Below are 26,106 nucleotides of genomic sequence, written 5' to 3'. Positions count from 1 at the left end.
CTCGGAGAAAAACGCTTCGCACCTCGCAAGGTTCCAGATGCGAAACTAAGGTTAGTCCTCGGGCAGCTGCGGCGAATTGACCGGCATCAAATGCTCCTTGACGATCAATGCCACGATTAGCAACGGTGACGACAGGAAGGCCCCCATCGGGCCCCAGAGCCAGGTCCAGAATGCGAGCGCGAGAAAGACCGCGAGCGCATTCAGCGACAGCCTGCGGCCGACGATCGTCGGCGTCACGAAATGCCCTTCCATGAAGGTCACGACGGCAAAGCACGCCGGCGCGAGCAGCCCGGCGCCAATGGTCGGCGAGGAGATGATGCCGACCACAACCAGCACCACGAACATCGCGACCGGCCCGATGATCGGAATGAAGTTCAGCGTCGCGGCGAGCGCGCCGAGCCCGGCCGCGCTGGGCATGCCCGTCGCCGCGCAGATCACGCCGGTGACGATGCCGACGCCGGCATTGATCATCGTCACCGTCAGCAGATAGTTGCCGAGATGGGTCTCGAGCTCGTTGAGGATTCGCAGCGTGCGCAGCCGCGCCGCGCGGTCGCTGAAGGTCATCACCAACCCGCGGCGCAGATCCTTCCAGCTCGCGATGAACAGGATCAGGGTAGCGATGAACAGCAGGAATTCGGCGAAGGTCGGTGACAGGAATTCCAGCGTCGGCTGCACCCATTCGAATTTCGGCAGCTGGAGCGTTGCCAGCGTATCGGAGCCGCCGACCATGCTCTGCAGTTCCTGCCACAGTCCGAGCGGCCGGTCGAACACATGCAGCTTCTCCCTCAGGATCGCGCCGAGCTCGGGCAGTCGCGAGCTCCAGTCCATGACAGGCGAGGCGATCAGTCCGACCATGAAGCTGACGGCGGCGCCGACTGCGAGCACGATCAGCACCGCGCCGAGCGCGCGCGGGATACGGTAGCGCTCGAGCAGGCTCGCCGCCGGCGACAGCATGGTGCCGACGATGAAGGCCATGGTGATCGGAAGGAAGACGGCCCGTGCCAGATAGAGCACCGCCACCACGGCGATCACCAGCAGCGCAACCAGCGCGAAGGCGACTACCTCGGCGCGGTTGATCACCGGCGGCGTTTCGGCTTTGCTGTCGGGGACGGGCGTGCCTTCGGTCGCCTTGCCAAGCATACGTTCACCCGGAAAGGCGCGCACCAGACTCCTCCCGAATGGGGACAAATGCATTTCGCCTCAAATTGCGCACGACAACCGCGTTGTCCCGGCAAAGGTTCCATCGCGCTCTCGTGAGAGATGGCGGGTTGACAATCGCGACTTCGCGACGATTCGCAGCGGAACTGTCTGATGGTCACGCGCGTTGGGTGTTCATCGCATCACCATGATGCGCATCCCGTCCAGGGGCAGCACATGACACAGCAGTCTCTCTCCAGCCGCCGGCTCGCGTCGCGCGCCGCGCGCACCCTTGCCTTCGCCAGCGTCCTGTTCGCGACGCCGTTCGTGGTCGCCAATTCGGCCAGCGCTCAGGTTCGCTCGTCCGCGCTCGGCTATGCGTCGACGCAGCCGGGCGGATTCCCCTCCGACGAGGTGATGAGCGACCCTTCGGCCGTGACCACCGAGGACGGTGCCCTGCCGGAGCGGCTGCGCCGCACCACCGTCGCGCTCAACACGTCTGAGGCGCCCGGCACCATCATTATCGATACCGGCAACACCGCGCTCTATTACGTGCTCGGCGGTGGCCGCGCGATCCGCTACGGCGTCGGCGTCGGCCGCGAAGGCTTCACCTGGGCGGGTACCCAGACCATCAGCAACAAGGCGGAATGGCCGGACTGGCATCCGCCAGCCGAGATGATCAGGCGCCAGCCCTATCTGCCGCGCTTCATGGCCGGCGGCCCCGGCAATCCGCTCGGTGCCCGCGCGATGTATCTCGGCTCCAGCGAGTACCGCATCCACGGCACCAACGATCCGTCGACGATCGGCAAGTTCGTGTCGTCTGGCTGCATCCGCCTGACCAACGAAGACGTCACCGACCTGTTCAACCGCGTCAATGTCGGCACCAAGGTCGTGGTGCTGCCGAAGAACGGGCCGCATATCGCCGCCCGCGAGCTCGGTCCGACCGCGACGCAGATCTCGGTCCGGCCGGCTCCGGCGCAACCGCGCCCCGCGGTGATGACGCTGCCGTCCGGCCGTCAGGCGATGAACATCCCGGCGACTGCCTCGTTGTACTAGAGCGTTTTCGAGCGAAGTGGATAGCGGTTCGCGTGAAGAAAACGCGTCAGAACAAGAATCTAGAGCCGCGTTCCAATTCAATCGGAACGGGGCTTCAGGGATCTGCATCGTACTGAGGGTCGGTGATGGCAAGGCGGCACGTAAGGCGGTGGGCGTTCGGGACGGCGGCATTGCTCGGCCTGTCCCTTGCGCCCGCGGCGCAAGCCCAGGATTTCTTCTCGCAACTGTTCGGCGGCTTCATGCAGGGCCGTCCGCCGGTGATCCGGATGCCGTTCGATGACGGCCCGGCGCCTGTGCCTCGGGCCGAGCGGCGCGCGCGCTATGATGTCGGCCAGGCCTATTGCGTGCGCACCTGCGACGGCCGCTATTTCCCGTTGGCTGCGACCGGCAACCAGAGCAAGGCAGAGAGCTGCAACAGCTTCTGCCCGGCGAGCGCGACCGAAGTGGTCTATGGCGGCAACATCGACAACGCCGCGACGGACGACGGCAAGCCGTATTCCGAGCTGCCGAACGCATTCCGCTATCGCGACGAGATCGTTTCGGGCTGCACCTGCAACGGCAAGGACCCTGTCGGGCTCGCCGCGGTGAAGATCGAGGACGATCCGACCTTGCGCAAGGGCGACATCGTCGCCGGCAAGGATGGGCTGATGTCGGTCGGCCGCCCAGACCGGCGCGGGGCATCTCTCAACTTCACGCCGGCGCCGGATCGCATCCGCGCCAAGTATGAGCGCGCGCCGGTGCTGGCGCGCGAATAGGGTCGCTCACGCGAGATCGCCACTTTCGGTTCCTTGGTCCGGAACCGGATTCCTCGTCGCACGTTAGCAACGGGCGAACAGCACATTTACCGATGCCATCAGGGGGCCCCGCATGCTCGTCGGCGTACTCGTCACTTTCCTTGTCGTTATTCTGGTTCTTTATCTCATCAACATGCTGCCGCTCGACGGCCGCGCCAAGCAGATCGCGCGTGTCGTCGTCATTATCATCGGCATCGTCTCGCTGCTGAAATATCTCGCGGTCTTCTAGCTTCGCCATTGCGAGGAGCTAACGGGTCCGCGCGAAGCGCGGCCCGATGACAGGCTACGCGACGACCTGTCCGCCGAAGCCTTGGCGAAGGCGGAAGCAATCCCGTCCGCATATGGGGAGCGATGGATTGCCGCGCTGACGCTCGCAACGACGTGGATGCAGTCGTGGACTGCCAAATAAGAGAGCCCCGGCTCATTGCCGGGGCTTTTGCTTGTCGCAGGGATCGTGGATCAGCCAGCGGCCCTCGCACGATTTCTGGATAATGGAAATATGGAGCTGATTTGCCCGACGAGTCAAGTTGCGGTATCCGCTGGCAGTCGCCGGCTCCTTTGCATGGGGTTGTTTTCGATATTTTGGCAGTGCGCCCCTGCGACGGCAGGCTATCGCATCCGGCTCCTCTAGCGCCACCTGCGGCGCCAACAAAAAAGCCCCGGCTCATCGCCGGGGCTTTTGCTTGTGGTTGCGATCGCTCGCGGATCAGCCCGCGGCCTTGGCCTCGCGGCGGCGCGCGGTGAGGATGTATTCGGTGTAGCCGTTCGGCTGCGTACGTCCCTCGAAGATGAGGTCGCAGGCCGCCTTGAAGGCCACGCCGTCGAACGCCGGCGCCATCGGCTTGTACAGGGCATCGCCGGCGTTCTGCTTGTCGACGACGACGGCCATGCGCTTCAGCGACTCCATCACCTGATCCCTGGTGATGACGCCCTGATGCAGCCAGTTCGCCAGATGCTGGCTCGAGATGCGCAGCGTCGCGCGGTCTTCCATCAGGCCGACATCGTGGATGTCGGGCACCTTGGAGCAGCCGACGCCCTGGTCGATCCAACGCACGACGTAGCCGAGGATGCCCTGGCAGTTGTTGTCGATCTCCTGCTTCACGTCGTCGGGCGCCCAGTTCGACTGCGACACCGGAATGGTGAGGATGTCGGAGAGTTTGGCACGCGGCCCGCCCTTGGCAAGCTCCTGTTGGCGGGCGATCACGTTGACCTGGTGATAGTGCAGGGCGTGCAGCGTGGCCGCGGTCGGCGATGGCACCCAGGCGGTGGTGGCGCCGGCCTGCGGATGGCCGATCTTCTGCGCCAGCATGTCGGCCATCTTGTCGGGCGCCGCCCACATGCCCTTGCCGATCTGGGCATGGCCGGGCAGGCCGTCGATCAGGCCGTTGTCGACGTTCCAGTCCTCATAGGCCTTGATCCACGGCTGCGCCTTCATGTCGTTCTTGCGGATCATCGGACCCGCTTCCATCGAGGTGTGGATCTCGTCGCCGGTGCGGTCGAGGAAGCCGGTGTTGATGAACATGATGCGCTTGGAGGCGCGCTGGATGCAGGCCTTGAGGTTGACCGTGGTGCGGCGCTCCTCGTCCATAATGCCGACCTTCAGCGTGTTCTCCGGCAGGCCGAGCATCTTCTCGACCTCGGCGAACAGGTCGCAGGTCAGCGTCACCTCGTCGGGGCCGTGCATCTTCGGCTTGACGATATAGGCCGAGCCGGTGCGGCTGTTCTTGACCTTGGAATTGCCCTTGAGGTCGTGGATCGCGAGCAGGCCGGCGACCGCGGCGTCCAGCAGGCCTTCGGGGATCTCCTCGCCCTTGGCGTCGAGCACCGCGTCGGTGAACATGTGGTGGCCGACATTGCGCATCAGGAGCAGGCTGCGGCCGTGCAGCTTCAACTCGCCGCCGTCGGGCTTCTTGTAGACGCGGTCGGCATTGAGCGAACGCGTCAGCGTCTTGCCGCCCTTCTCGAAATCGGCCGACAGCGTGCCGTTCATCAGGCCGAGCGTGTTGCGATAGACCAGCACCTTGTCCTCGGCGTCGACGGCGGCGACCGAGTCTTCCATGTCGAGAATGGTCGAGACCGCCGACTCCAGGATCATGTCGGCGACGCCGGCTGGATCGTCCTTGCCGATGATGTTGCTGCGGTCGATCTTGACCTCGACATGCATGCCGTTGTTGACGAGCAGGATCGCGGAAGGCTGGGCAGCGTCACCCAGATAGCCGGCGAACTGGGCGGCGTTCTTCAGCGCGGTCGAATTGCCGCTCTTCAGCTTGACCGACAGCTGACCCGCGATCACGCCGTAGGAGGTCACGTCGGTATGGCTTCCGGTCGCGAGCGGCACAGCGGCATCGAGGAACGCCTTCGCCTTCGCGATCACCTTGTCGCCGCGGGCCTTGTTGTAACCACGGCCAGCCTCGCTCGGATCATGCGGGATCGCGTCGGTGCCGTAGAAGGCGTCGTACAGCGAACCCCAGCGCGCGTTGGCGGCGTTCAGCGCGTAGCGGGCGTTGGTGAGCGGCACCACGAGCTGCGGGCCGCAGATCTTGCCGATTTCCTCGTCGACATTTGAGGTCTCGACCTTGTGGGTCGCGGGCTCGGGCAGCAAATAGCCGATGTCCTTGAGGAACGCGGTGTAGGCGTTGATGTCGAACGGCTTGCCCTTGTTGGCGCGATGCCAGTCGTCGATCTTGGCCTGCAGCGCGTCGCGGACCGCGAGCAGCTCGCGGTTCTTCGGGCCGAGCTTCTGGATGATGGCGGCGAGTCCTGCCCAGAACGTGTCGGGCGCGATCCCGGTTTTCGGCGTCGCCTCCTTGGCGATGAAATCGAACAGGACAGGGGCGATCTTCAATCCATGGGCATCGACACGAGTCATGATGGGCTTTCTCAAAGAAATGGGGCGTTTAGGGGCTGCTTTCGCAAGAAATCAGCAAAAACCGCGCCAAAGGCGACGTTCACGGCCCTTTTTGCCCTAAAGCCACGGCTCTGAGAAGGCCCTCCAGACGAGGAGGCTGCGCCGCCTATATATTCGCCGCGAGATCGGTCAGCTCGTCGAACAGGATGCCGGTGGTGGCCAGCATCCGCTCGATCGCGTCGGTGGCATCGCTGACCGAGCGGTTCGAGGTGTCGATGGTCAGTTCATTGCCGGTCGGCGGCTGGTAGTCGTTGGTGATGCCGGTAAAGGACGGCAATCCGCCGGAGCGCGCCTTGGCGTAGTGGCCCTTGGGATCGCGGGTCTCGCAGACCTCGGCGGGCGTCGCGACGTAGACTTCGCGGAACGCGCTGTCGGCGACGCGGCGAGCGGCCGCGCGGTCGGCGGCCGCCGGCGAGACCGCGGCGACGATTGCGATATGGCCGTTGCGCGCCAGATGGGTCGCGACCTCGGCGAGGCGGCGGATGTTCTCGGTGCGATCCTGCGGCGAGAAGCCGAGGTCGCTGTTCAGTCCGGCACGGAAGGTGTCGCCATCGAGCAGGATCGGCGAGCCGCCATTGCTGAACAGCCGCCGCTCCAGCGCGCGCGCCAAAGTCGACTTGCCGGAGCCGGGCAGGCCGGTCAGCCAGATCACCGCGCCATTGTGATGGTAGCGCGCCGAGCGCTCATCCGGCCGCAGCGCCGACTCCACCGGCACGATGTCGATCGGCACCGCAGGCCGGCCGGCGTCGACCGACAGCACGAGGCCGCCGCCGGCGATGCGCCCGTTGACCTCGATCACGAGGCGGCCGGTGCGCGGATTGTCGGTGTAGGGGTCGGTCGCAACCGGCTGCGCCAGCGAGATGTCGATCTCGCCGACATGGTTGCGCGCGATCGCGGTGTTCTCTTCGTTGGACAGCGCGCCGGGATCGATCGCCTTTTCGATTGCGACCACGGTGGCGCGGATTTCCTTGGTGCCGAGCCGGATCAGGATCTGCTCGCCCTTGGTCAGCGGCTTGTCGTGCAGCCAGAAGATCCGCGCGCGGATGCGACGGGTATCGCGCGGGCTCTGCCCGCTATGTCCAATGACGTCGCCGCGCTCGAGGAACAGCTCGCGGTCGAGCGTGATGCCGACCGAGCGCCCGGCGCCCTGCGGGCCGTGTACCGGCGTCACCGGCCAGCTCTCGACCGTCCTGATCTTCGCGATCTTGCCCGTGGGCATGATGACGATCTCGTCGCCGGCCTTCAGGCTGCCGGACTCGATGCGGCCCGCAACGATGCGGCGGTCGTCGAACTTGTAGATCGCCTGCACCGGCAGCCGCAACGGCAGCTCCGCCAGAGGCGGTGCCGGCTCGAGCGCATCGAGCGCCTCGACCACGGTCGGTCCCCTGTACCATCCGATCCGGGGCGTGTGTTCGGCAACGCCGTCGCCGTCGCGCGCGGAGATCGGGACCACCGCGGTCGGCGTCACGCCGAGGCCGATCAGATGCGCGGAAATCTCGTCGCTGATCTCCTTGAAGCGATCGGCACTGAAATCGACCCGGTCCATCTTGTTGACGACGACCGCGACCTGCTTCACGCCGAGCAGATGCAGGAGATAGCCGTGCCGCCGCGTCTGCGAGCGGACACCTTCGAGCGCGTCGATGATCAGCACCGCGCCGTCGGCCTGCGAGGCGCCGGTGATCATGTTGCGCAAAAACTCTGCGTGGCCGGGCGCGTCGATCAGCACGACGTCGCGCGAGCGGGTGCGGAAGCGGATCTGGGTGGTATCGATGGTGATGCCCTGGTCGCGCTCGGTCTGCAGCGCGTCGAGCAGGAACGACCATTCGAATGGCATGCCGCGCCGTGCGCTGACCGCCTTCAGCATCTCCAGCTTGCCGTCCGGCAGGCTGCCGGTCTCATGCAGCAGGCGGCCAACCAGGGTGGACTTGCCGTGGTCGACATGGCCGACGATGACGATTCGCACCTGGGGACGTGTGGTGCCGTTGGGGGTCGCCGAGATCGAGGCGGTGGGAAGGATCATGTTCATCAGAGCACTCACGCCAAACTGGGATCAGAGATAGCCGGCGACACGCAGCCGCTCGAACGCATCCTCGGTCTCGTGGTCGAGTGCGCGGCCGGCGCGCTCGGGGATCTTGGTGGCGTCGAGTTCGGCCAGGATCTCGTCGATGTTGGACGCGGTCGAAGCGACCGGGTTGGTGATGTCCTGATCCCCCAGCGAGCGATAGCGCTTGCCGTCCTTGGCGAGATAGAGCGGGATGATCGGAATGCCTTCGCGCTTGGTGTAGGCCCAGATGTCGGCTTCGGTCCAATGCAGGATCGGATGGATGCGCAAGTGCGCGCCCTGCGGCGGCGAGGCGTTGAAGTGATCCCAGAATTCCGGCGGCTGGTCGCGCACGTCCCATTCGCCTTCGAGGCCGCGCGGCGAGAATACGCGCTCCTTGGCGCGCGTTGCCTCTTCGTCGCGGCGGATGCCGGCGATCAATCCGTCAAAGCCGTATTTGTTGAGCGCCCATTTGAGCCCTTCGGTCTTGCGCGCGGCCGAACGTGCAGCCGGCGGCAGGGTCGGATCGACAGCATCGATCGGCGGGCAGGGCTCGACGCGCAGATCGAGATCCCATTCCTTTCCGAAGCGGTCGCGGAACGCATACATCTCCGGAAACTTCTTGCCGGTGTCGACATGCAGCGCCGGGAACGGGACCCGGCCGAAGAACGCCTTGCGCGCCAGCCAGATCATCACGTTGGAGTCCTTGCCGAGCGACCACAGCAGCGCGAGCTTCTTCAGCCGGGCGAATGCCTCGCGCAGAATGTAGATGCTCTGGGCCTCCAGCTCATCGAGATGATCCATGGACGGGGGGGCCTGGTTGGCAGGAATCCCCGGCACGGAAGATGCACTGCGAAGGGCTGCGGACCGCGTTCCGGCAGCGGCGGATTCGTTGTCGAGAAGATGCATCTCTTGGCCTTGGCCTGTGGAGTGGAAAATTCTAAAGTTGCGCTGCAATAGAGAAGAAATAATTTTCTCTTTGCTGGCCTTGATCGAGAGATAAATAGAAAATAATTTCAGTCAACCCCCCAGTTGGGGAAGCGAGTGTCTGATGCGATATCTGCCCGTGTTTCTGGATCTGCAAAGCGGCAAGGTGCTGCTCGTTGGAGCGGGCGAGCTCGCGCGCGCCAAGTTGCGGCTGCTCGCAGCTGCCGGTGCCGCAGTTCGCTGCTACGCGACCGATGGCGATCATGAGTTTGCCGGCATCGCGGCGGAGGACGCCGCGCGCATCGAGCGCGCCGAGGGCGATCCGCTCGCGGCCGATCTCTCCGATGTCATTGCCGTGTTCTGCGCCGGCGCAGGCGGGGTCGGTGTTGCGATGTCGGTGCGCGCCAAGGCGATTGGCCTGCCGGTCAACGTGATGGACGACCTCGTGCATTCCACCTTCATCATGCCTGCGATCGTCGATCGCGGCGACGTCGTGGTCGCGGTCGGAACCGGCGGCACGTCGCCGGTCGTGGCGCGTCGCATCCGCGAGAAGATCGAAGCGGTGCTGCCGGCGCGGATCGGCGATCTCGCCGGCTTCATCGGCCGCTTCCGCAAATCCATGCATGCGCGGATTGAGGAGTTTCCGCTGCGCCGCCGCTTTTGGGAGCGCATCGTCGATGGCCCGATCGGCGCGCTGGTGCTGGCCGGCCGCAACGACGAAGCCGAGCACGCGCTGAACGCGATCGGCGATCCCGCCGCATTTGCCGGTGCTGATACGGAAGGCAAGGCTGTTGGCCATGTGACGCTGGTCGGCGCCGGTCCCGGCGATCCGGATCTGCTCACCGTGAAGGCGCTGCGCGCGCTGCAGGACGCCGACGTCGTGTTCTATGACGAATTGGTGTCACCAGAAATTCTCGACCGCATCCGGCGCGATGCCACGCGGATTCCGGTCGGCCGCCGCATCGGCAAGCCCGGCATCGGCCAGGACGCCATCAATCGCCTGATGATCGAGGCCGCACAGTCGGGCCAGCGTGCGGTGCGGTTGAAGGGCGGCGATCCCTTTGTGTTCGGCCGCGGCGGCGAGGAAATCGAGGCGCTGCGCGACGCCGGCGTCGCCTACTCCATCATTCCCGGCATCTCCGCCGGTCTCGGCGCGGCCGCGCAATTCGAGGTGCCGCTGACCTTCAGGCACGAGGCGCTGCGCATCACCTTCCTGACCGCGCACAAGGCGCGCGATGCAGAAGTCGTTGACTGGTCGGTGCTGACCGACACCAGGATGACCGTCGTCGTCTACATGGGCATGACCGCGGCGCCCTCGATCCGCGAAGGCCTGCTCGCCGCGGGCCGCTCGCCGGAGACACCGGTCGGCGTGTTCGCGCGCGTGACGCGGCCGGACGCCAAGGCCGCGGTCGGCACGCTGGCGCGGCTGCCCGAACTGGTCAAACAGGTCGATGGCGGTCCCGCTGTCCTCATCATCGGCGACGTGGTCGCGCATTCCGCGCCGTGGAGCCGATCCAACGTCACCCAACTGTTCTCCAACCAGATGTTCTCCGAACTGCTGAAAGCTGCCGAATGACCTCTCCGCTCGAACAGAAGAAAATCAGGATCACAGGCCCCTCGGTGGTGACCGCCAACCGCACCTGGGACGGCGCCGTCGTGTACCGAACCGCCAAACAAGGCTGGTCCACCGAACTTTCCGATTCCGCCGTCGTCAGCACCTCCGACGACGCCCGTGCGCTGCTGGCCGAAGCCGCCGCCGACGACGTCGGCGCGGTCGGCCCCTATATCGCGCCGGTCGAGCTCAAGGATGGCGGCAAGGTCAAGCCGGGCAATCTCCGCGAACACATCCGCGCCAAGGGCGTCACCATCGATCTCCAGGTCCCCGCGTAAGACGCCGGCGTAAGGCTCATCGAACATGTATGCTTATGACGAACTCGACCGCACGCTGATCAACGAGCGTGTTTCCGAATTCCGCGATCAGGTGAGGCGTCGCCTTTCCGGCGAACTCACCGAGGACGAATTCAAGATCCTGCGCCTGCAGAACGGCGTGTATCTGCAGCTGCACGCCTACATGTTCCGCGTCGCGATCCCCTACGGCACGCTGTCGTCGAAGCAGCTGCGTCGGCTCGCCCATGTCGCGCGCCGCTACGACCGCGGCTATGGCCACTTCACCACGCGGCAGAACATCCAGTTCAACTGGATCAAGCTCGCCGAGCTGCCGGACGCGCTGGCCGATCTCGCCGAGGTCGGCATCCATGCGATGCAGACCTCCGGCAACAACATGCGCAACGTCACCTCGGACCAGTGGGCCGGCGTCGCGCCGGGCGAGATCGAGGATCCGCGGATCTGGTCAGAGCTGATCCGCCAGCACACCACGCTGCATCCGGAATTCTCGTTCCTGCCGCGCAAGTTCAAGATCGCGATCACCGCCGCCGAGCACGATCGCGCCGCGATCAAGATCCACGACATCGGGTTGCGCCTGCACAAGAACGCCGACGGCGAGACCGGCTTCGAGGTGCTGGTCGGCGGCGGTCTCGGCCGCACGCCATTCATCGCCAAGACCATCAAGCCGTTCGTCCCCGGCCGCGATATCCTGAGCTACATCGAGGCGATCCTGCGGGTCTACAACCAGTACGGCCGCCGCGACAACATCTACAAGGCGCGCATCAAGATCCTGGTGCACGAGCTCGGCATCGAGAAGTTCGCCAAGGAGGTCGAGGAGGAGTGGAAGCAGATGGGCGATGTCGGGCTGACGCTCGACCACACCGCCATCGAGGAGGTTCGCTCGCGCTTCTCCTATCCTCCTTACGAAAAGCTGCCGCACATGCCGGACGAGCTGAAGCAGGCCGCGCATGACAAGCTGTTCGAGCGTTGGCGCAAGAATTCGGTGTCGGCGCACAAGGTGCAGGGCTATTCGATCGTGACGCTGTCGCTGAAGCCGGTCGGTGGTCCGCCCGGCGACGCCACCGCCGAGCAGATGGACGCGGTCGCCGACCTCGCCGACAAATATTCGTTCGGCGAGATACGCGTCGGCCACGAGCAGAACCTGGCGCTGCCGCATGTCGCCAAGCGCGATCTGCCCCAGCTGTTCAAGGCGCTCGACCGGCTCGGCCTCGCGACGCCGAACGTCAATTTGGTGACCGACATCATCGCCTGCCCGGGGCTGGATTACTGCTCGCTGGCCAACGCGCGCTCGATCCCTATCGCGCAGGAGCTGACGCGGCGCTTTGCCAACCACGACACCGCCGACCTGATCGGCCGGCTGCATATCAACATCTCCGGCTGCATCAATGCCTGCGGCCATCACCATGTCGGCCACATCGGCATTCTCGGCGTCGAGAAGAACGGTGAGGAGTTCTACCAGATCACGATCGGCGGCCGCGCCGACGAGAACGCGCAGATGGGCACCCTGATCGGCCCGGCCGTTCCCTATGCGGAAGTCGCCGACGTGATCGAAGACATTGTCGAAGCCTATCTCGCGCTGCGCGACCGTCCCGAGGAATTGTTCGTCGACACGGTGAAGCGTCTGGGCGTCGAGCCTTTCAGGGAGCGCGTCTATGCCACTCGTTAAGCAGGGAAGACTGACCACCGATCTGTTCGTGCATGTCGCCGACGGCGCCGAGCTGCCGGGCGACGGCGCGGTGCTGGTGACGGCCGAGCGCTTTCTCGCCGATCCGAAGGCGCTGCTGCGCCGCCCGGGCAAGCTCGGGGTGATCTGGCCGAACAACCGCAACCTCGACGAACTCGTGCCGTATCTCGATCGGCTGGCCTCGGTTGCGCTGGTGTTCCCGACCTTCCGCGACGGCCGTGCCTATAGCCAGGCCCGCCTGCTGCGCGAGCGTTACGGCTATGACGGCGAGCTGCGCGCCACCGGGCAGATCCTGCGCGACCAGTTCGTGTTCATGACGCGCGCCGGCTTCGACGCCTTCGAGGTGAAGAAGGATGCCGACGCCGACGCGTTCGCCCAGACCATGAAGCGCTATTCGGTGTTCTACCAGCCGACCGGCGACGGCCGCGTCACCGCACTCAACCGCCGCATGCAGCTGCGTCACTCGGAGAGCGCCGGCCAGTGAGCACGCTTGCACCAGAGCTCGCAGCGGCGCCGGCCGCATTTCCCGCGGCCGATTCGCTCGATCGCGCGCTGCGCAAAGCGTCGCCCGCCGAGGTGATCGCGGCCGCGTTGCAGACGGTCGGCCGCGAGAGGCTGGCGCTGGTGTCGTCGTTCGGCACCGAGTCCGCCGCGCTGCTCAAGGTGATGGCGGACGTCGATCCGGCGATCCCGGTGGTCTTCCTCGACACCGGCTGGCTGTTCGAGGAGACGCTGGCTTATCGTGATAAGCTGATCAAGACGCTCGGCCTCACCGATGTGCGCTCGATCAAGCCCGATGAGCAGGCGCTGTCGCGCCAGGACCCGGACCGCGAATTGTGGTTCAGCGATCCCGACGCCTGCTGCCGCATCCGCAAAGTTGAGCCCTTGGCGCGCGCACTGAAGCCGTTCGCCGCCTGGATCAACGGCCGCAAGCGCTTCCAGGGCGGTGCCCGCGCCGATATCCATGTTGTCGAGGACGACGGCGTCAGGCTGAAATTCAATCCGTTCGCCAACGTCTCGCGCGAGGAGATCGAGGCGATCTACAGGCTCGGCAAGCTGCCGCCGCATCCACTTGTCGCATCGGGATATCAGTCGGTCGGGTGTATGCCTTGCTCGAGCCGGGCCGCGGCCGGCGAGGATGCGCGCGACGGCCGCTGGCGTGGCCGGGCGAAGACGGAATGCGGCATCCATACGACGGAGATGTCGTAGGACGCCGCAGCCAGATCGCGCTGACGCTTCATCGCGATCTGGCGACGCGACAAAGCCTTCGCAGCGCGGCGGCTTCGTAGCACAAGCGCGCTGCGCCGCTGAAAACAAAGAAAACCGGTTTCGTTGACTTGAGGCCGCTTCACCGTGAGTGATGTCTTGCGTGTTCCCTGACGTTCTCAGGTTGAATGGAGACAGAAATGATCCGTCGTATGCTGCCGCTGGTCGCGGGATTGTTGTGGGCGGGCTCGGCCTTCGCGGCCGACTATTCGCTGCTCAACGTGTCCTACGATCCGACGCGCGAGCTCTATGTCGATTTCAACAAGGCGTTCGCCGCGGCCTATCAGAAGGAGACCGGCAAGAGCGTCGAGATCAAGCAGTCGCATGGCGGCTCGGGCTCGCAGGCGCGCTCGGTGATCGACGGATTGCAGGCGGATATCGTCACGCTGGCGCTGGCCTATGACATCGATGCGATCGCGGGCAAGGGCCTGCTCGCAGCGGACTGGCAGAAGCGGCTGCCGCTCAACGCCTCGCCCTATACCTCGACCATCGTGTTCCTGGTTCGCAAGGGCAATCCCAAGGGCATCAAGGACTGGGACGATTTGATCAAGCCCGGTGTTGCCGTGATCACGCCGAACCCGAAGACTTCGGGCGGTGCCCGCTGGAACTATCTCGCCGCCTGGGGCTATGCCCAGAAGAAGTTCGGCTCGGCCGACAAGGCGAAGAAGTTCGTCGCCGATCTCTATCAGAATGTCCCGGTGCTCGACACCGGTGCGCGCGGCTCGACCGTGACCTTCGTCGAGCGCGGCGTCGGCGACGTGCTGCTCGCGTGGGAGAACGAAGCCTTTCTGGCGCTGCGTGAATTCGGTCCGGACAAGTTCGAGATCGTGGCCCCGGCGCAGTCGATCCTGGCCGAGCCGCCGGTCGCCGTCGTCGATGCCGTCGCCGACAAGAAGGGCACCCGTGCCGTCGCCGAAGCCTATCTGAAGTACTGGTACACCAAAGAAGGCCAGGAGATCGCCGCGCGCAACTCCTACCGGCCGCGCGATCCCGAGATCGCCAAGGAGTACGAAAAATCCTTCGCCAAGGTTGAACTTTTCACCATCGACGACGTTTTTGGTGGTTGGACCAAGGCGCAGAAGGAGCACTTCGCCGAGGGCGGCATCTTCGATCAGATCTACAAGAACTGATCGAGATATCGCCCGGGTCGAACAGGGGGAATTGTGAGCACAGCGGTTGCACGGCGCAGTACCCTGCCGGGGTTCGGTCTCACCATGGGACTGACCCTGACATGGCTCTCCGTTATCATCCTGATTCCGCTGGCCGCGCTGTTCCTCAAGACGTTCGAGCTCAGCCTCGATCAGTTCTGGGGCATCGTCACCAGCCGCCGCACCCTGAACGCCCTGAAGATTTCGTTCGGGCTTTCGTTTGCGGCCGCCTGCGTCAATCTGGTGATGGGCACCATCATCGTCTGGGCGCTGGTGCGCTACCGTTTTCCGGGCCGGCGGCTGTTCGACGCCATCGTCGATATTCCGTTTGCCTTGCCGACCGCGGTCGCAGGCGTGGCGCTGACGCAGCTGTTTGCCCAGAAGGGCTGGCTCGGCGCGCCGCTCGCCGAGTTCGGCATCAAGGTCGCGTTCACGCCGATCGGTATCTTCATCGCGATGATCTTCATCGGCATTCCCTTCGTGGTGCGCACGGTGCAGCCGGTGCTGATCGATCTCGATCCCGAGATCGAGGAAGCGGCGGCAAGCCTCGGTGCCAACCGCTGGCACACGGTGTTTCGCGTCATCCTGCCGAGCCTGATCCCGGCGCTGCTCACCGGCTTTGCGCTGGCCTTTGCCCGCGCCATCGGTGAATACGGCTCGGTGATCTTCATCGCCGGCAATCTGCCCAACGTCTCCGAGATCGCGCCGCTGTTGATCGTGATCCGGCTGTCCGAATTCCGCTACGCCGACGCCACCGCGATCGCGGTCGTGATGCTGGTGGCCTCGTTCCTGATCATCTTCCTGATCAACCGGCTGCAGCGCTGGGCGCAAGCCCGCATCCCTGTGCATTGAGGTCTCAAGAGATGTCGATGCAGACGGGATTGGCGACCTCGACCACGCAGCTGCGGACCTACGCGCCCGCGACCGATGTCAGCGTTGCGGCCCCGGCCCCGCGGCTCGCGATCGCGCGCGCCGAGCCGGTCGCGGCGCGGCGCAACCCGCGCACCGAACCGGGCCCGATCCGCTTGATCATCATCGCGCTCGCGATCGCCTTCCTCAGCATCTTCGTCGTGCTGCCGCTGGTGGTCGTGTTCGCGTCGGCCTTCTCGAAAGGCATCGTCGCCTATTTCGCGGCGCTGGCCGAGCCCGAGGCGCTCGCTGCGATCAAACTGACGCTGCTGATCGCGGCGATCTCGGTCATGCTCAACCTCGTGTTCGGCGTGGTCGCGGCCTGGGCGATCTCGAAATTCGAATTCACCGGCAAGACCTTCCTGATCACGCTGATCGACCTGCCGTTCTCGGTCTCGCCCGTGATCTCGGGCCTGGTCTTCGTGCTGCTGTTCGGCGCGCAGGGCTATTTCGGGCCATGGCTGCAGGCGCACAACGTTCACATCCTGTTCGCGGTGCCCGGCATCGCGCTGGCGACGATCTTCGTCACCTTCCCCTTCGTGGCGCGCGCGCTGATCCCGCTGATGCAGGAGCAGGGCACCCAGGAAGAGGAGGCGGCGATCTCGCTCGGCGCCTCCGGCCTGCAGACCTTCTTCCGCGTCACGTTGCCCAACATCAAATGGGGCCTGCTCTACGGCGTCCTGCTCTGCAACGCGCGCGCGATGGGCGAGTTCGGTGCGGTGTCCGTCGTCTCCGGCCACATCCGCGGCGAGACCAACACGATGCCGCTCCTGGTCGAGATTCTCTACAACGAATATCAGTTCGTCGCCTCGTTCGCGATCGCGTCGCTGCTGGCGATGCTGGCGCTGATCACGCTGGTGGCGAAAACCGTTCTCGAGCGGCGGCTCGACGAGCCAGAGGTGCCCGATGGCGATTGAAGTCACGAATATCGTAAAGAAATTCGGCAGCTTTGCCGCGCTCGACAATGTCGATCTCAAGGTCGCCGACGGCGAGCTCTTGGCGTTGCTCGGCCCGTCCGGCTCCGGCAAGACCACGCTGCTTCGGATCATCGCAGGCCTCGATTGGCCTGACTCGGGCGAGGTCGCGATCGACGGCGAGAATGCGCTCTCGCGCGGTGCGAGCGAGCGTCAGGTCGGCTTCGTGTTCCAGCACTACGCGCTGTTCCGCCACATGACGGTGTTCGAGAACGTCGCGTTCGGCCTGCGCGTGCAGCCGCGCACGATCCGCAAGGACGAGGCGACGATCCGCGCCCGCGTCAAGAACCTGCTCGATCTGGTGCAGCTCGACTGGCTCGCCAATCGCTATCCGAGCCAGTTGTCCGGCGGTCAGCGTCAGCGCATTGCGCTGGCGCGTGCGCTCGCGATCGAGCCGCGGATCCTGCTGCTCGACGAGCCGTTCGGTGCGCTCGATGCCAAGGTGCGCAAGGAGCTCAGGCAATGGCTGCGCTCGCTGCACAACGAGATCCACGTCACCTCGATCTTCGTCACCCACGACCAGGAGGAGGCGCTCGAAGTCGCCAACCGCGTGGTTGTGATGGACAAGGGCAAGATCGAGCAGATCGGCTCGCCCGGCGAGGTCTATGACAATCCGGCGACCGCCTTCGTGCACGGCTTCATCGGTGAATCCATCGTGCTGCCGGTCGATGTGGCCGGCGACGCGGTGCGGCTCGACGGCCGTCCCCTGAACATTCCGGCATTGGGCGCCGCGTCCGGGGCAGCAAAGCTGTTCGTGCGCCGTCACGACATGGCGGTCGGCCCGGCGGGAACCGGCGCCTTGGAAGGCGCCATCCGGCATGTCCGCTCGTTCGGTCCGATCCAGCGCGCCGAGGTGGCCCTGTCGGGGAGCGAGGGCAAGACCGTGATCGAGATCGACGCCCCCCGCGACCGCGAGCTGCAGGCCGGCGAAATCGTCTCGCTGCAGCCCCGCCGCTACCGGATCTTTGCCGCCCAGGAATAGGTTCCGCAGCCCGGATGCTCAAACCTCCCTTGAAAAGGGGAGGTCGCCTTGCTCGCCAGAGCAAAGCGGGTGGGGATCTTCTCTCTCCACATTCAGTGTCGCCTGTGGCCGCCCCCCATCCCGACCTTCCCCCTTTTCAGGGGAAGGGAGAAGCTCCGTAGCCCGGATGGCGCACAGCGAAATCCGGGACTTCGCTCGGAAGATCGACTGTTCCCGGAGATCGGTGGCTATTGATGGCCAAAAGTTAGCCCCTGTTCACCATTCAGCCACGGTTGGTATGCAACAACGGCGGGCCAACCTTGGGGGTTTTCAGTAGTGAAACGGACGACGGTCGCCCTGTTCGGGCTTCTGGTGCTTGCCGGCTGCGGCACAGACACCAAAATCCCGGAAGAACCGGCCATGTATCTCAACATGGCGCAGCCCGGTGCCGTGCTGGACAGCCAGGCCGCCGCGATCATGTTTTCGCAGTACCGCCAGAACAATGGTCTCGGCACTGTCGTGGTCGATCCCGACCTGACCAGGCTCGCCGAACAGCAGTCGCAAGCGATGGCCGCGCGCAACAAGATGGACCATGACGTCAAGGCCCCGCTCGGCAAGCGGCTGGAGGCCGGCGGCTATCCCGCGACCGTGGCGGTCGAGAACATCTCGGCCGGCTATCACACGCTCGCGGAAGCATTTTCTGGCTGGCGCGATTCACCGCCGCACAGGGCTAACATGCTCAAAAGCGGTGTCACAAAAATGGGCATCGCGGCCGTTTATGCTCCGAATACCAAATACAAGGTGTTCTGGACGCTCATTTTGGCGGCAACCTGATCTCGATAAATTCCGCGTGATCTAGAGCATGATCCGGAAAAGTGTGAAGCGGTTTTCCGAGAAGATCATGCTCAAACAGAGAGCCCTCCATCTCGTTGATTGACGCGGCTGCGAACAGCCGCCACGGTGCGCCTTCAAGTCATTTGAACCGAACGGTTACGAATGGATACTTCGGATTCCGCGCCCGGCCCGACGCCGGCGCAAGCGCAGCGTGTACTGGTTCTTCAGGGCGGCGGTGCGCTGGGCTCCTATCAGGCCGGCGCCTTTCAGGCGCTCTGCCATGCAGGCTTCGAGCCGGAATGGATCGCCGGCATTTCGATCGGCGCCATCAATGCCGCGATCATTGCCGGCAATGAGCCGGACATGCGCGTGCCGCGGCTGAAGGAATTCTGGGATATGGTGTCGGCGCCGGTGCCCTGGAATCCGATCTCGAAACATGAGCGCGCCCGCTCGCTGTTCAACGAGACCAGCGCCGCCATCATCGCGACCTTCGGCGTGCCCGGCTTCTTCACGCCGCGGATTCCGCCGGCGCCGCTGTGGCCGCCCGGCAGCTCGCAATCGCTGAGCTATTACGACACGGCGCCCCTGAAGAAGACGCTGGAGCGGCTGGTCGACTTCGATCGCATCAACGATCTCAAGACGCGGCTGTCGGTCGGCGCGGTCGGCGTCACCTCGGGCAATTTCCGCTATTTCGACAATTACGAGTTCAAGAAGCTCGGCAAGAAGATCGGCCCCGAGCACATCATGGCCTCGGGCGCGCTGCCGCCGGGCTTTCCCGCCGTCGTGATCGAGGGCGAGCATTACTGGGACGGCGGCATCGCCTCCAACACGCCGCTCGACTTCGTGCTCGATGAGGAGATCAGCCGCGATCTCCTGATCTTCCAGGTCGACCTGTTCAGCGCGCGCGGGCCGGTGCCGGAGACGCTGCTGGAGGCCGCCGAGCGCGAAAAGGACATCCGCTTTTCCAGCCGAACGCGGATGAACACCGACAAGAACAAGCAGGTCCACAACGCCCGCATGGCGGTGCGCGACCTGATCAGCAAGCTGCCCGATTACCTGAAAAACGATCCGTCGGTCGAACTGTTGCGCAAGGCGTCCAAGGAGAACACCGTCACGGTGGTTCACCTGATCTACAAGAGCAAGAATTACGAGAGCTCGTCGAAGGACTACGACTTCTCCCATGTTGCGATGGTCGAGCACTGGGGCGCGGGCGTCCGCGACGTGCATTTGTCGATGCGTCACAAAGAATGGCTAGAACGGCCGCAGTCCGGGGAAACCATGGTGACTTACGATCTCACGGGGGACGAACCCTCGCCCCCTGCAAGCAAATAGGAGCGAAGAACAATGGGTACGTTGACAGGCAAGACCGCCGTTGTGACCGGCTCGACCAGCGGCATCGGACTGGCTTATGCGCGCGCCTTCGCCGGCGCCGGCGCCAATATCGTGCTCAACGGCATGGGCGTGCCGGCCGACATCGAGAAGGAGCGTTCCGGCATCGAGACCGACTTCAAGGTCAAGGCCGTGCATTCGCCGGCCGACATGACCAAGCCGGCCGAGATCGCCGACATGATCGCGCTCGGCGAAAAGACCTTCGGTTCGGTCGACATCCTCGTCAACAATGCCGGCATCCAGTTCGTGTCGCCGATCGAGGAATTCCCGCCGGAGAAGTGGGAAGCGATCATCGCGATCAATTTGTCGTCGGCGTTCTACGGCATCCGCGCCGCGGTGCCGGGCATGAAGAAGCGTGGCTGGGGCCGCATCATCAACACGGCTTCCGCGCACTCGCTGGTCGCGTCGCCGTTCAAGTCGGCCTATGTCTCGGCCAAGCACGGCATCGCCGGCCTCACCAAGACCGTGGCGCTCGAGCTCGCGCAGTTCAAGATCACCTGCAACTGCATCAGCCCGGGCTATGTCTGGACGCCGCTGGTCGAGCACCAGATTCCGGAGACCATGAAGGCGCGCAACATGACCAAGGAGCAGGTCATCAAGGACGTGCTGCTCGCCGCGCAGCCGACCAAGGAGTTCGTCACCTCGGAGCAGGTCGCAGCACTCGCGCTGTTCCTGTGCGGCGACGACGCCGCGCAGATTACCGGCGCCAATCTCTCGATCGACGGCGGCTGGACCGCGGAGTAGTTTTCCGGCGGGATTTTCGCCGAAGAATGAGCCGGCCCTGATCCGATCAGGGCCGGCTTTTGCTTTCGATCTGATGATCGCCGCCGGCGGTGAGGCATCCAGCCCGCCTCAATGCTACGGCGCCGACCGGGCCTTCCCGAACGCCAGCACGTGCAGGCCGAGGCGCGAGCGCACCACGACGAACAGCAGGATCGTCTCGAAGGTCAGCGACAGCGAGGTCGAAGCGGCCGCGCCCATGCCGCCGTAGCGCGGAACCAGCGCAATGCAGAGCCCGACATTCATGAAGAACGACACCGCATAGGCGGTGGCGCAGATGCTCTGGTGTCCCAGCATGTTCAACAGGCGCTCCACCGGCCCGATCGCCGAGCGCACCACGAGCCCGATCGCGGCGACGAACATGATGCTGTAGCCGTCGACGAATTTCGGGCCGAACAGCCACAACAGCGGCTTGCCGAACGCCAGCAGGGCGACGGTCGCGAGCAGCGAGGGCCAGAACGTCCAGCTGATGGCGTGTGCGACATAGGCCGAGAGCCGCTCCTTGTCGCCGAGCGCGTTGTACTCGGCGAAGCGATGCGCCGTCGTTGCCGACATCGCGTAGTGGACGAACGACACCAGCGCCAGCGTCTTCACCACGGCGAAATAGATCCCGACCTCCTCGGAGGAGCGGAATTGCTGCAGCATCAGCACGTCGGTGTAGCCGAGCAGGAGATAGAAGCTCTCGACCAGCATGATCGGCAGCGAGATCGCAAACCAGCCCCTGACGTCGTAGGTCTTCTCGCCTTGCCCGACATGGGCGGCAAGGCGGCGGTTCAGCACGATCATCTGGCCGATCGCGGCGATATACACCGCAGCCGCACTCGCGATCATCGCGGCCGTCGCGCCGAGATTGAGGCCGAGCGCCAGCGCGCCGGCGGTGAGGGCGATGATCAGTCCCTGCCGCACGATGAACTGCGGCATCAGGCCGAGCTGCATCCAGTCATGCGCGCGCGAGATGCCGTCCTGGGTGTTGGCAACCACGAAGGGCGGCAATGTCAGGCAGCCGATATAGAGCGGCACGACCGCGTTGGGATCGATCCAGGGCGAGGCGAGGTGGATCACGCCGGCGAGCAGCAGCGCGACCGTGCTGGACGCGGCAAGCACCACCCAGCGGCCGCCGGAGAGGAAGCCGCGTAGCGCGGCGAGGTCGCCGCGCGCGCGATATTCAGGGATGATCTTCTGCGAGGACGGCGCGATGCCGAAATCCATAGTGCTGCCGAGCAGCAGCACCCAGGTCCAGACATAGACATAGATGCCGTAGTCCGAGCCGCTCATCCAGCGCGCCAGCAGGATCTGCGCTAGATAGGCGATGGCGGCGCTGATGACGCGGATGACGAAGATGGTGCCGGCGAGGCGCTTGGTGACCGACGCTTCCTTGGTGCCGCCGAGCAGGCGCGCGGCGAGGCCGCGCAGGCGTGCGACCGGGCCCGATGGCGCAGGGGTTGCGGATTGTGTTTCCATCACAGCCAAGGCGGAAAATTCCTAAGGCGCCGCAAGCCGGCAATGGCCCCGATCTATCAACGAAACGTTAAGATTGGGTTGGGTGACGGATGTTCCCATCTTGCGTCATCCCGGCCTAGTGCGCGATTGCGCACGGGAGCCGGGATCCATAACCACAGGGAACAGTTGGTGCATACAGCTTGATCCACAGCGTGCCTCAGACTGCAGCCGCGAGAACGTGTCCCGGCTCCCGTGCGCAATTGCGCACTAGGCCGAAACGTCCTATTGGAACGACGCCTCGGCGTCAGTTCAAATTGATATTGAATTCGTAGCTTTTGTCGCCGCCGACCAGCGTCAGTTTCAGCGCGGCGCCGTCCGCTTTGGCACCCGGCGGCAAGCCGTCGAGCTCGAACGAGAAGCGCTTCACGCCCGACGGCGCGTGCTCGACGAGCTTGGGCACGGGCAGTGCCCAGTCGGGCGTCGGCCCCTCGACGAACAGGCTGAGGTCCTTGGTTTCGGGCGCCGTGACATCGACCAGCACGTTGTTGCCGTCGCGCTTGACGTCGCGGATCGTGACCGGGGTGGGGTCGCCGATATTGGCGGGCTTCGGCACCGCGTTGAGCGCCTCCGACAGCGCGGCGTCCTCGGTCGAGGCGACGCTCGCGAATGCGAGCTCGGCCTTCGCCTCCACCGGCACGCACAGCTTCTCGCACACCGCGTAGTTGATATCGGCGCGCAGCACCAGCGGCTTGTCGGGATTCTTCGCGACGATGCGCAGCGGCAGCACCACCTGGTGCTTGTAGCCAAGCGAGGTACCTCCGGCGCCGTCGTCGAACTGGCGCGGTGCCGGCCACATCACCGTGACCGCATCGACATTGTCCGACCTGGAGAAATCGAATCGCGGCGGCACGCCGGAATCGCCTGGCGTGCGCCAGTAGGTTTTCCAGCCGTCCTGCAGCTGGAAGGCGATGCCGCCGAGCAGCACCGCGCCGCTGCGCGATCCCGCCAGCAGCCTGACCGCCGAATGCGTGTCCTGCTGCCAGGGCGAGGCGTCGTCGGCGCGAACCTCCGTTGCCACGGATGCGACGGAAAATGTGACGGCAACGGCAAATGCGGCCCGCAAGGGAACTGTGACGATCATGAGACGTCTTTACCTGCAACTTTCGGTGCAAACCATTGAATTGCTTGTGATGCATCGCCGCACTGCGGCCGAAGGTTGATTGACAGAACCGCGACCCAATATCAGGATGCCAAATCAGCAGGAGAGGCCTTTGCGGATGCGCCCTGAAGGCAAAACAGGCAAGACTCGCAAGACCGCCGCCGGCAGAAGCCCGGCCGTCGGTCCCCATGCCACCGAAGATGGCTATCTCGATGGCCAGATGCTGATCGCGATGCCTGTGATGAACGACCCGCGCTTCGAACGCTCCGTGATCTACATGTGCGCCCATTCGTCGGAGGGCGCGATGGGCATCATCGTCAACCGCCCGGCCGGCAGCATCGATTTTCCGGGGCTGCTGGTGCAGCTCGACATCATCGAGAAGTCGGACCAGATCACGCTGCCGGAAAACGCCGAGATGATGAAGGTGATGAAGGGCGGCCCGGTCGATACCGGCCGCGGCTTCGTGCTGCACTCCAGCGACTTCTACATTCAGGATGCGACGCTGAACATCGACGACGGCATCTCGCTCACCGCGACCGTCGACATCCTCAAGGCGATCGCCAGGGGCTCCGGTCCCAAGCACGCGATCCTCGCGCTGGGCTATGCCGGCTGGGCGCCGGGCCAGCTCGAGAACGAGATCCAGCACAATGGCTGGCTGCATTGCGACGCCGATCCGGAACTGATCTTCGGCACCGATGTCGACGAGAAATACGCGCGCGCCCTGCGCAAGATCGGCATCGAGGCCGGCATGCTGTCGAACGACGCGGGCCACGCGTAAACAACGCCGGCCTCGCGCAGATCTGCCGGAGTAGCGACGGTCTCTCCGCATTCACGGTGTCGTTTCGGCGAAGGCCGGGACCCATAACCACAGGGCGTCGTTGCGACGCCGCGCTGGGGCCAAAGCCTTCGCCATCACATGCATTCGTGGTTATGGGTCCCGGGTCGCGCTTCGCTTGCAGCGGTGGATTTGGCTGCGACGGCCGTAGTCTTGCCTACTCCGCCGCCTCCTGCGCCACCGTCGGCTGGGTGCCGGCCACCGTGGCGCGGCGCATGTCGCGGGGCTGCGACTGGTCGTAGCGGCGCACGCGGTGCACGGTCTGGCGGTTGTCCCACATCACGAGGTCATGCACCGTCCATTTGTGCACATAGACGAACTCGGGCTGCGTGGCGTGCTCGGTGAGATCGCGCAGCAACAGCCGCGCCTCCGGCATGCTCATGCCCCTGATGGCGCCGGCATGTGACGACAGATACAGCGACTTGCGGCCGTGCACCGGATGGGTACGCACCAGGCGCTGCAGCACCGGCTTGAACATCTCCTTCTCCTCGTCGGTGTAGTCGAGGAAGCCGAGCGAGCCGCGCGAATACATCAGCGAGTGCTCGCAGATCATGTCGTCGATCTCGGCCTTGGTCTCGTCGTCGAGCGCGTCATAGGCGGCGCGCATGTCGGCGAACTCGGTGTTGCCGCCTTTCGGGTTCACGACACGCGCGGACAGCAGCGAGAATTTCGCCGGGATCGGCCGGAACGAGCTGTCGGAGTGCCACAGGCAGTTGCCGAGATTGAACAGATGGGTGCGGTGATCCTTCGGCAGCGGCTTGCCGTCCTTGCCGAGATTGGAGACATCGTTGAGCCCGGAGGAGAGGCGGTAGTCTTCCTTCTTGGTCACCGTGCCCCCGCGCGCGTTCTCGCGCTCGCCGAAGTTCAGCGCGAACGCCATCTGCTGCTCGTCAGTGATGTCCTGGCCGTGGAAGACGAGCACGGCGTATTTGTCCATGCCGGCCTCGATGTCGATCGCTTCCTTCTTCGTTAGCGGCTTGCGCAGATCGACGCCGGAAACCTCGCCGACGAAATGCTTGTGAAGCTGCCGGATCAGGACCGTCATTGGCGTTTCTCCCCGTATTCCGCGGGCGGTTGTCCCGCTTCGTTTGACGAGAAGGCTACTCCCGACGCGCGCCCTGTCAACGCTTCGCGACCAGACGCGGGTCAGGCATTCCGCGCCATCAACCCGCCGTCGACAGGAATCACCGCGCCGGTCAGGAACGAGGCCGCGGGCAGGCACAGGCTCAGCGTCATATGCGCGACCTCTTCCGGATCGCCGTAACGCGCAAGCGCTGTGCGGCGCTTGGCGTAGATCGTCTTGTGCTCCTCGGAGATGCGGTCGGTAATGGCGGTGCGGATCGGGCCCGGGCAGATGCAGTTCACGGTGATGCCTTCGCGCCCCAGTTCCACCGCGAGCGAGCGGGTCAGGCTGGTGACGCCGCCCTTGGCCGCGGAGTAGGGGCTGTGCATCCCGGTCGCGCCGAGCGCTTCGGTCGAGGCGATGTTGACGATGCGCGGCGAACGCGACTTGCGCAGGTATGGCAATGCGGCGCGGATAATGCGCGGATGCGCGGTCAGCATCACCGCGATGCCCTTGGCCCAGGCGTCCTCGTAAGCTGGATCGTCGATCGGCACGCGCACCGAGATGCCGGCATTGTTGACGATGATGTCCAGCCCGCCGAATTGCGCGGCGACATCGTTGACGACCCTGGTGATGGCGTCGCGATCGCTGACGTCGAGCGTCCAGGCCTTGGCCGAGCCGCCGCTTGCCGCGATTTCCTTTGCCACCGCCTGCGTGCCCTCTTCGGTGAGATCGGTGACCGCGACATTGGCGCCTTCATCGGCGAACACGCGCGCGGTGGCGCGGCCCATGCCGCTGGCGGCACCGGTGACGAGAACGGTGAGGCCCTTCACCGAACGGCTGAGCTGTTTGAATTCGGACATGACGGATTCTCGCGAGATGAAATTTGGCGCGTT

General features: G+C 64.9%; 24 protein-coding genes. 16 read left to right on the top strand and 8 right to left on the bottom strand.

The window, feature by feature from the left end; translation table 11 throughout:
* Nucleotides 1–51: 51 nt before the first annotated feature.
* Complete coding sequence (locus tag HAP47_RS37265; RefSeq protein ID WP_173643744.1) at nt 52–1,164, bottom strand: AI-2E family transporter; 1,113 nt, start codon at nt 1,162–1,164, stop codon at nt 52–54.
* 210 nt (nt 1,165–1,374) lie between these two features.
* Between HAP47_RS37265 and HAP47_RS37260 the strand changes: the two genes are divergently transcribed.
* The 3 genes from HAP47_RS37260 (at nt 1,375) to HAP47_RS37250 (ending at nt 3,216) form a co-directional block, all read left to right on the top strand.
* Nucleotides 1,375–2,193 carry a L,D-transpeptidase gene (locus tag HAP47_RS37260; RefSeq protein ID WP_173643745.1) on the top strand — a complete coding sequence of 273 codons (819 nt, stop codon included), beginning with the start codon at nt 1,375–1,377 and terminating at the stop codon, nt 2,191–2,193.
* A 125-nt stretch (nt 2,194–2,318) separates the two neighbouring features.
* Nucleotides 2,319–2,948 (top strand): DUF2865 domain-containing protein, encoded by a 630-nt coding sequence (locus HAP47_RS37255; RefSeq protein WP_173643746.1) that lies wholly within the window; start codon nt 2,319–2,321, stop codon nt 2,946–2,948.
* 112 nt (nt 2,949–3,060) lie between these two features.
* Nucleotides 3,061–3,216: a Thivi_2564 family membrane protein gene (locus HAP47_RS37250; RefSeq protein ID WP_061880958.1), complete on the top strand. Its 156-nt coding sequence runs from the start codon at nt 3,061–3,063 to the stop codon at nt 3,214–3,216.
* 477 nt (nt 3,217–3,693) lie between these two features.
* Here HAP47_RS37250 and HAP47_RS37245 read toward each other — a convergent pair whose 3' ends face one another.
* From HAP47_RS37245 to cysD, 3 genes are all read right to left on the bottom strand, one after another.
* Entirely contained in the window at nt 3,694–5,856 is a 2,163-nt protein-coding gene (locus tag HAP47_RS37245) for a malate synthase G (protein WP_173643747.1), read from the bottom strand.
* A gap of 145 nt (nt 5,857–6,001) precedes the next feature.
* The gene (cysC, locus tag HAP47_RS37240; RefSeq protein WP_173643748.1) at nt 6,002–7,921 is read right to left on the bottom strand and encodes an adenylyl-sulfate kinase; all 1,920 of its coding nucleotides are present in this window, start codon (nt 7,919–7,921) and stop codon (nt 6,002–6,004) included.
* Nucleotides 7,922–7,945: 24 nt separating this feature from the next.
* The gene (cysD, locus tag HAP47_RS37235; protein ID WP_050425832.1) at nt 7,946–8,740 is read right to left on the bottom strand and encodes a sulfate adenylyltransferase subunit CysD; all 795 of its coding nucleotides are present in this window, start codon (nt 8,738–8,740) and stop codon (nt 7,946–7,948) included.
* A 247-nt stretch (nt 8,741–8,987) separates the two neighbouring features.
* Between cysD and cysG the strand changes: the two genes are divergently transcribed.
* The 12 genes from cysG (at nt 8,988) to HAP47_RS37175 (ending at nt 20,677) form a co-directional block, all read left to right on the top strand.
* The gene (gene cysG / locus HAP47_RS37230; RefSeq protein ID WP_173643749.1) at nt 8,988–10,439 is read left to right on the top strand and encodes a siroheme synthase CysG; all 1,452 of its coding nucleotides are present in this window, start codon (nt 8,988–8,990) and stop codon (nt 10,437–10,439) included.
* The gene (locus HAP47_RS37225; RefSeq protein WP_173643750.1) at nt 10,436–10,753 is read left to right on the top strand and encodes a DUF2849 domain-containing protein; all 318 of its coding nucleotides are present in this window, start codon (nt 10,436–10,438) and stop codon (nt 10,751–10,753) included. Before cysG ends, HAP47_RS37225 begins: the two co-directional genes overlap by 4 nt.
* Nucleotides 10,754–10,778: 25 nt before the next feature.
* Nucleotides 10,779–12,434 carry a nitrite/sulfite reductase gene (locus HAP47_RS37220; RefSeq protein ID WP_173643751.1) on the top strand — a complete coding sequence of 552 codons (1,656 nt, stop codon included), beginning with the start codon at nt 10,779–10,781 and terminating at the stop codon, nt 12,432–12,434.
* Nucleotides 12,421–12,936, top strand: coding sequence for a DUF934 domain-containing protein (locus tag HAP47_RS37215; RefSeq protein ID WP_173643752.1), 516 nt, complete (start codon nt 12,421–12,423; stop codon nt 12,934–12,936). The genes HAP47_RS37220 and HAP47_RS37215 overlap by 14 nt, the downstream gene beginning before the upstream one ends.
* Complete coding sequence (locus tag HAP47_RS37210; RefSeq protein WP_173643753.1) at nt 12,933–13,661, top strand: phosphoadenylyl-sulfate reductase; 729 nt, start codon at nt 12,933–12,935, stop codon at nt 13,659–13,661. Before HAP47_RS37215 ends, HAP47_RS37210 begins: the two co-directional genes overlap by 4 nt.
* A gap of 197 nt (nt 13,662–13,858) precedes the next feature.
* Nucleotides 13,859–14,848 (top strand): sulfate ABC transporter substrate-binding protein, encoded by a 990-nt coding sequence (locus HAP47_RS37205; RefSeq protein WP_173643754.1) that lies wholly within the window; start codon nt 13,859–13,861, stop codon nt 14,846–14,848.
* An 84-nt stretch (nt 14,849–14,932) separates the two neighbouring features.
* Nucleotides 14,933–15,718, top strand: coding sequence for a sulfate ABC transporter permease subunit CysT (gene cysT, locus HAP47_RS37200; protein ID WP_231169037.1), 786 nt, complete (start codon nt 14,933–14,935; stop codon nt 15,716–15,718).
* 11 nt (nt 15,719–15,729) lie between these two features.
* A complete protein-coding gene (gene cysW / locus HAP47_RS37195) occupies nt 15,730–16,692 on the top strand; it encodes a sulfate ABC transporter permease subunit CysW (protein WP_231168647.1) in 963 nt (320 codons plus the stop codon).
* Nucleotides 16,682–17,731 (top strand): sulfate/molybdate ABC transporter ATP-binding protein, encoded by a 1,050-nt coding sequence (locus HAP47_RS37190; RefSeq protein WP_173643755.1) that lies wholly within the window; start codon nt 16,682–16,684, stop codon nt 17,729–17,731. The genes cysW and HAP47_RS37190 overlap by 11 nt, the downstream gene beginning before the upstream one ends.
* A 315-nt stretch (nt 17,732–18,046) precedes the next feature.
* The gene (locus tag HAP47_RS37185; RefSeq protein ID WP_173643756.1) at nt 18,047–18,544 is read left to right on the top strand and encodes a CAP domain-containing protein; all 498 of its coding nucleotides are present in this window, start codon (nt 18,047–18,049) and stop codon (nt 18,542–18,544) included.
* Nucleotides 18,545–18,706: 162 nt separating this feature from the next.
* Nucleotides 18,707–19,876 (top strand): DUF3734 domain-containing protein, encoded by a 1,170-nt coding sequence (locus HAP47_RS37180; RefSeq protein WP_173643757.1) that lies wholly within the window; start codon nt 18,707–18,709, stop codon nt 19,874–19,876.
* 12 nt (nt 19,877–19,888) lie between these two features.
* Complete coding sequence (locus tag HAP47_RS37175) at nt 19,889–20,677, top strand: 3-hydroxybutyrate dehydrogenase (RefSeq protein WP_173643758.1); 789 nt, start codon at nt 19,889–19,891, stop codon at nt 20,675–20,677.
* Between the two features lie 114 nt (nt 20,678–20,791).
* On the opposite strand, the gene HAP47_RS37170 is transcribed toward HAP47_RS37175, so the two are convergent.
* On the bottom strand, nt 20,792–22,183 hold the full coding sequence (locus HAP47_RS37170; protein WP_173643759.1) for a lipopolysaccharide biosynthesis protein: 1,392 nt from the start codon (nt 22,181–22,183) through the stop codon (nt 20,792–20,794).
* 274 nt (nt 22,184–22,457) lie between these two features.
* Nucleotides 22,458–23,294, bottom strand: coding sequence for a protein-disulfide reductase DsbD domain-containing protein (locus HAP47_RS37165; protein ID WP_173643760.1), 837 nt, complete (start codon nt 23,292–23,294; stop codon nt 22,458–22,460).
* A gap of 136 nt (nt 23,295–23,430) precedes the next feature.
* Here HAP47_RS37165 and HAP47_RS37160 point away from each other — a divergent pair, with 136 nt between their 5' ends.
* On the top strand, nt 23,431–24,090 hold the full coding sequence (locus HAP47_RS37160) for a YqgE/AlgH family protein (protein WP_173643761.1): 660 nt from the start codon (nt 23,431–23,433) through the stop codon (nt 24,088–24,090).
* A gap of 214 nt (nt 24,091–24,304) precedes the next feature.
* Here HAP47_RS37160 and HAP47_RS37155 read toward each other — a convergent pair whose 3' ends face one another.
* Entirely contained in the window at nt 24,305–25,192 is an 888-nt protein-coding gene (locus tag HAP47_RS37155) for a TauD/TfdA dioxygenase family protein (RefSeq protein ID WP_176396259.1), read from the bottom strand.
* Nucleotides 25,193–25,293: 101 nt separating this feature from the next.
* A complete protein-coding gene (locus HAP47_RS37150; RefSeq protein WP_173643762.1) occupies nt 25,294–26,073 on the bottom strand; it encodes an SDR family NAD(P)-dependent oxidoreductase in 780 nt (259 codons plus the stop codon).
* Nucleotides 26,074–26,106 lie beyond the last annotated feature (33 nt).

It is taken from the genome of Bradyrhizobium sp. 41S5, from assembly GCF_011516665.3.
Classification (GTDB): Bacteria; Pseudomonadota; Alphaproteobacteria; order Rhizobiales; family Xanthobacteraceae; genus Bradyrhizobium; species Bradyrhizobium quebecense.
Note: the sequence above shows the minus strand (reverse complement) of the source record. Positions and strands in the feature narration are given on the sequence as shown.

What these genes read in the sequence shown, in the direction of transcription:
- cysT (WP_231169037.1), top strand. Translation starts at nt 14,933, where the DNA reads ATGGGACTGACCCTGACATGGCTCTCCGTTATCATCCTGATTCCGCTG.
- HAP47_RS37260 (WP_173643745.1), top strand. Translation starts at nt 1,375, where the DNA reads ATGACACAGCAGTCTCTCTCCAGCCGCCGGCTCGCGTCGCGCGCCGCG.
- HAP47_RS37165 (WP_173643760.1), bottom strand. Translation starts at nt 23,294, where the DNA reads ATGATCGTCACAGTTCCCTTGCGGGCCGCATTTGCCGTTGCCGTCACA.
- HAP47_RS37155 (WP_176396259.1), bottom strand. Translation starts at nt 25,192, where the DNA reads ATGACGGTCCTGATCCGGCAGCTTCACAAGCATTTCGTCGGCGAGGTT.
- cysW (WP_231168647.1), top strand. Translation starts at nt 15,730, where the DNA reads ATGTCGATGCAGACGGGATTGGCGACCTCGACCACGCAGCTGCGGACC.
- HAP47_RS37150 (WP_173643762.1), bottom strand. Translation starts at nt 26,073, where the DNA reads ATGTCCGAATTCAAACAGCTCAGCCGTTCGGTGAAGGGCCTCACCGTT.
- HAP47_RS37225 (WP_173643750.1), top strand. Translation starts at nt 10,436, where the DNA reads ATGACCTCTCCGCTCGAACAGAAGAAAATCAGGATCACAGGCCCCTCG.
- HAP47_RS37255 (WP_173643746.1), top strand. Translation starts at nt 2,319, where the DNA reads ATGGCAAGGCGGCACGTAAGGCGGTGGGCGTTCGGGACGGCGGCATTG.
- HAP47_RS37220 (WP_173643751.1), top strand. Translation starts at nt 10,779, where the DNA reads ATGTATGCTTATGACGAACTCGACCGCACGCTGATCAACGAGCGTGTT.
- HAP47_RS37175 (WP_173643758.1), top strand. Translation starts at nt 19,889, where the DNA reads ATGGGTACGTTGACAGGCAAGACCGCCGTTGTGACCGGCTCGACCAGC.
- HAP47_RS37160 (WP_173643761.1), top strand. Translation starts at nt 23,431, where the DNA reads ATGCGCCCTGAAGGCAAAACAGGCAAGACTCGCAAGACCGCCGCCGGC.
- cysD (WP_050425832.1), bottom strand. Translation starts at nt 8,740, where the DNA reads ATGGATCATCTCGATGAGCTGGAGGCCCAGAGCATCTACATTCTGCGC.
- HAP47_RS37245 (WP_173643747.1), bottom strand. Translation starts at nt 5,856, where the DNA reads ATGACTCGTGTCGATGCCCATGGATTGAAGATCGCCCCTGTCCTGTTC.
- cysG (WP_173643749.1), top strand. Translation starts at nt 8,988, where the DNA reads ATGCGATATCTGCCCGTGTTTCTGGATCTGCAAAGCGGCAAGGTGCTG.
- HAP47_RS37190 (WP_173643755.1), top strand. Translation starts at nt 16,682, where the DNA reads ATGGCGATTGAAGTCACGAATATCGTAAAGAAATTCGGCAGCTTTGCC.
- HAP47_RS37205 (WP_173643754.1), top strand. Translation starts at nt 13,859, where the DNA reads ATGATCCGTCGTATGCTGCCGCTGGTCGCGGGATTGTTGTGGGCGGGC.
- HAP47_RS37180 (WP_173643757.1), top strand. Translation starts at nt 18,707, where the DNA reads ATGGATACTTCGGATTCCGCGCCCGGCCCGACGCCGGCGCAAGCGCAG.
- HAP47_RS37250 (WP_061880958.1), top strand. Translation starts at nt 3,061, where the DNA reads ATGCTCGTCGGCGTACTCGTCACTTTCCTTGTCGTTATTCTGGTTCTT.
- cysC (WP_173643748.1), bottom strand. Translation starts at nt 7,921, where the DNA reads ATGAACATGATCCTTCCCACCGCCTCGATCTCGGCGACCCCCAACGGC.
- HAP47_RS37215 (WP_173643752.1), top strand. Translation starts at nt 12,421, where the DNA reads ATGCCACTCGTTAAGCAGGGAAGACTGACCACCGATCTGTTCGTGCAT.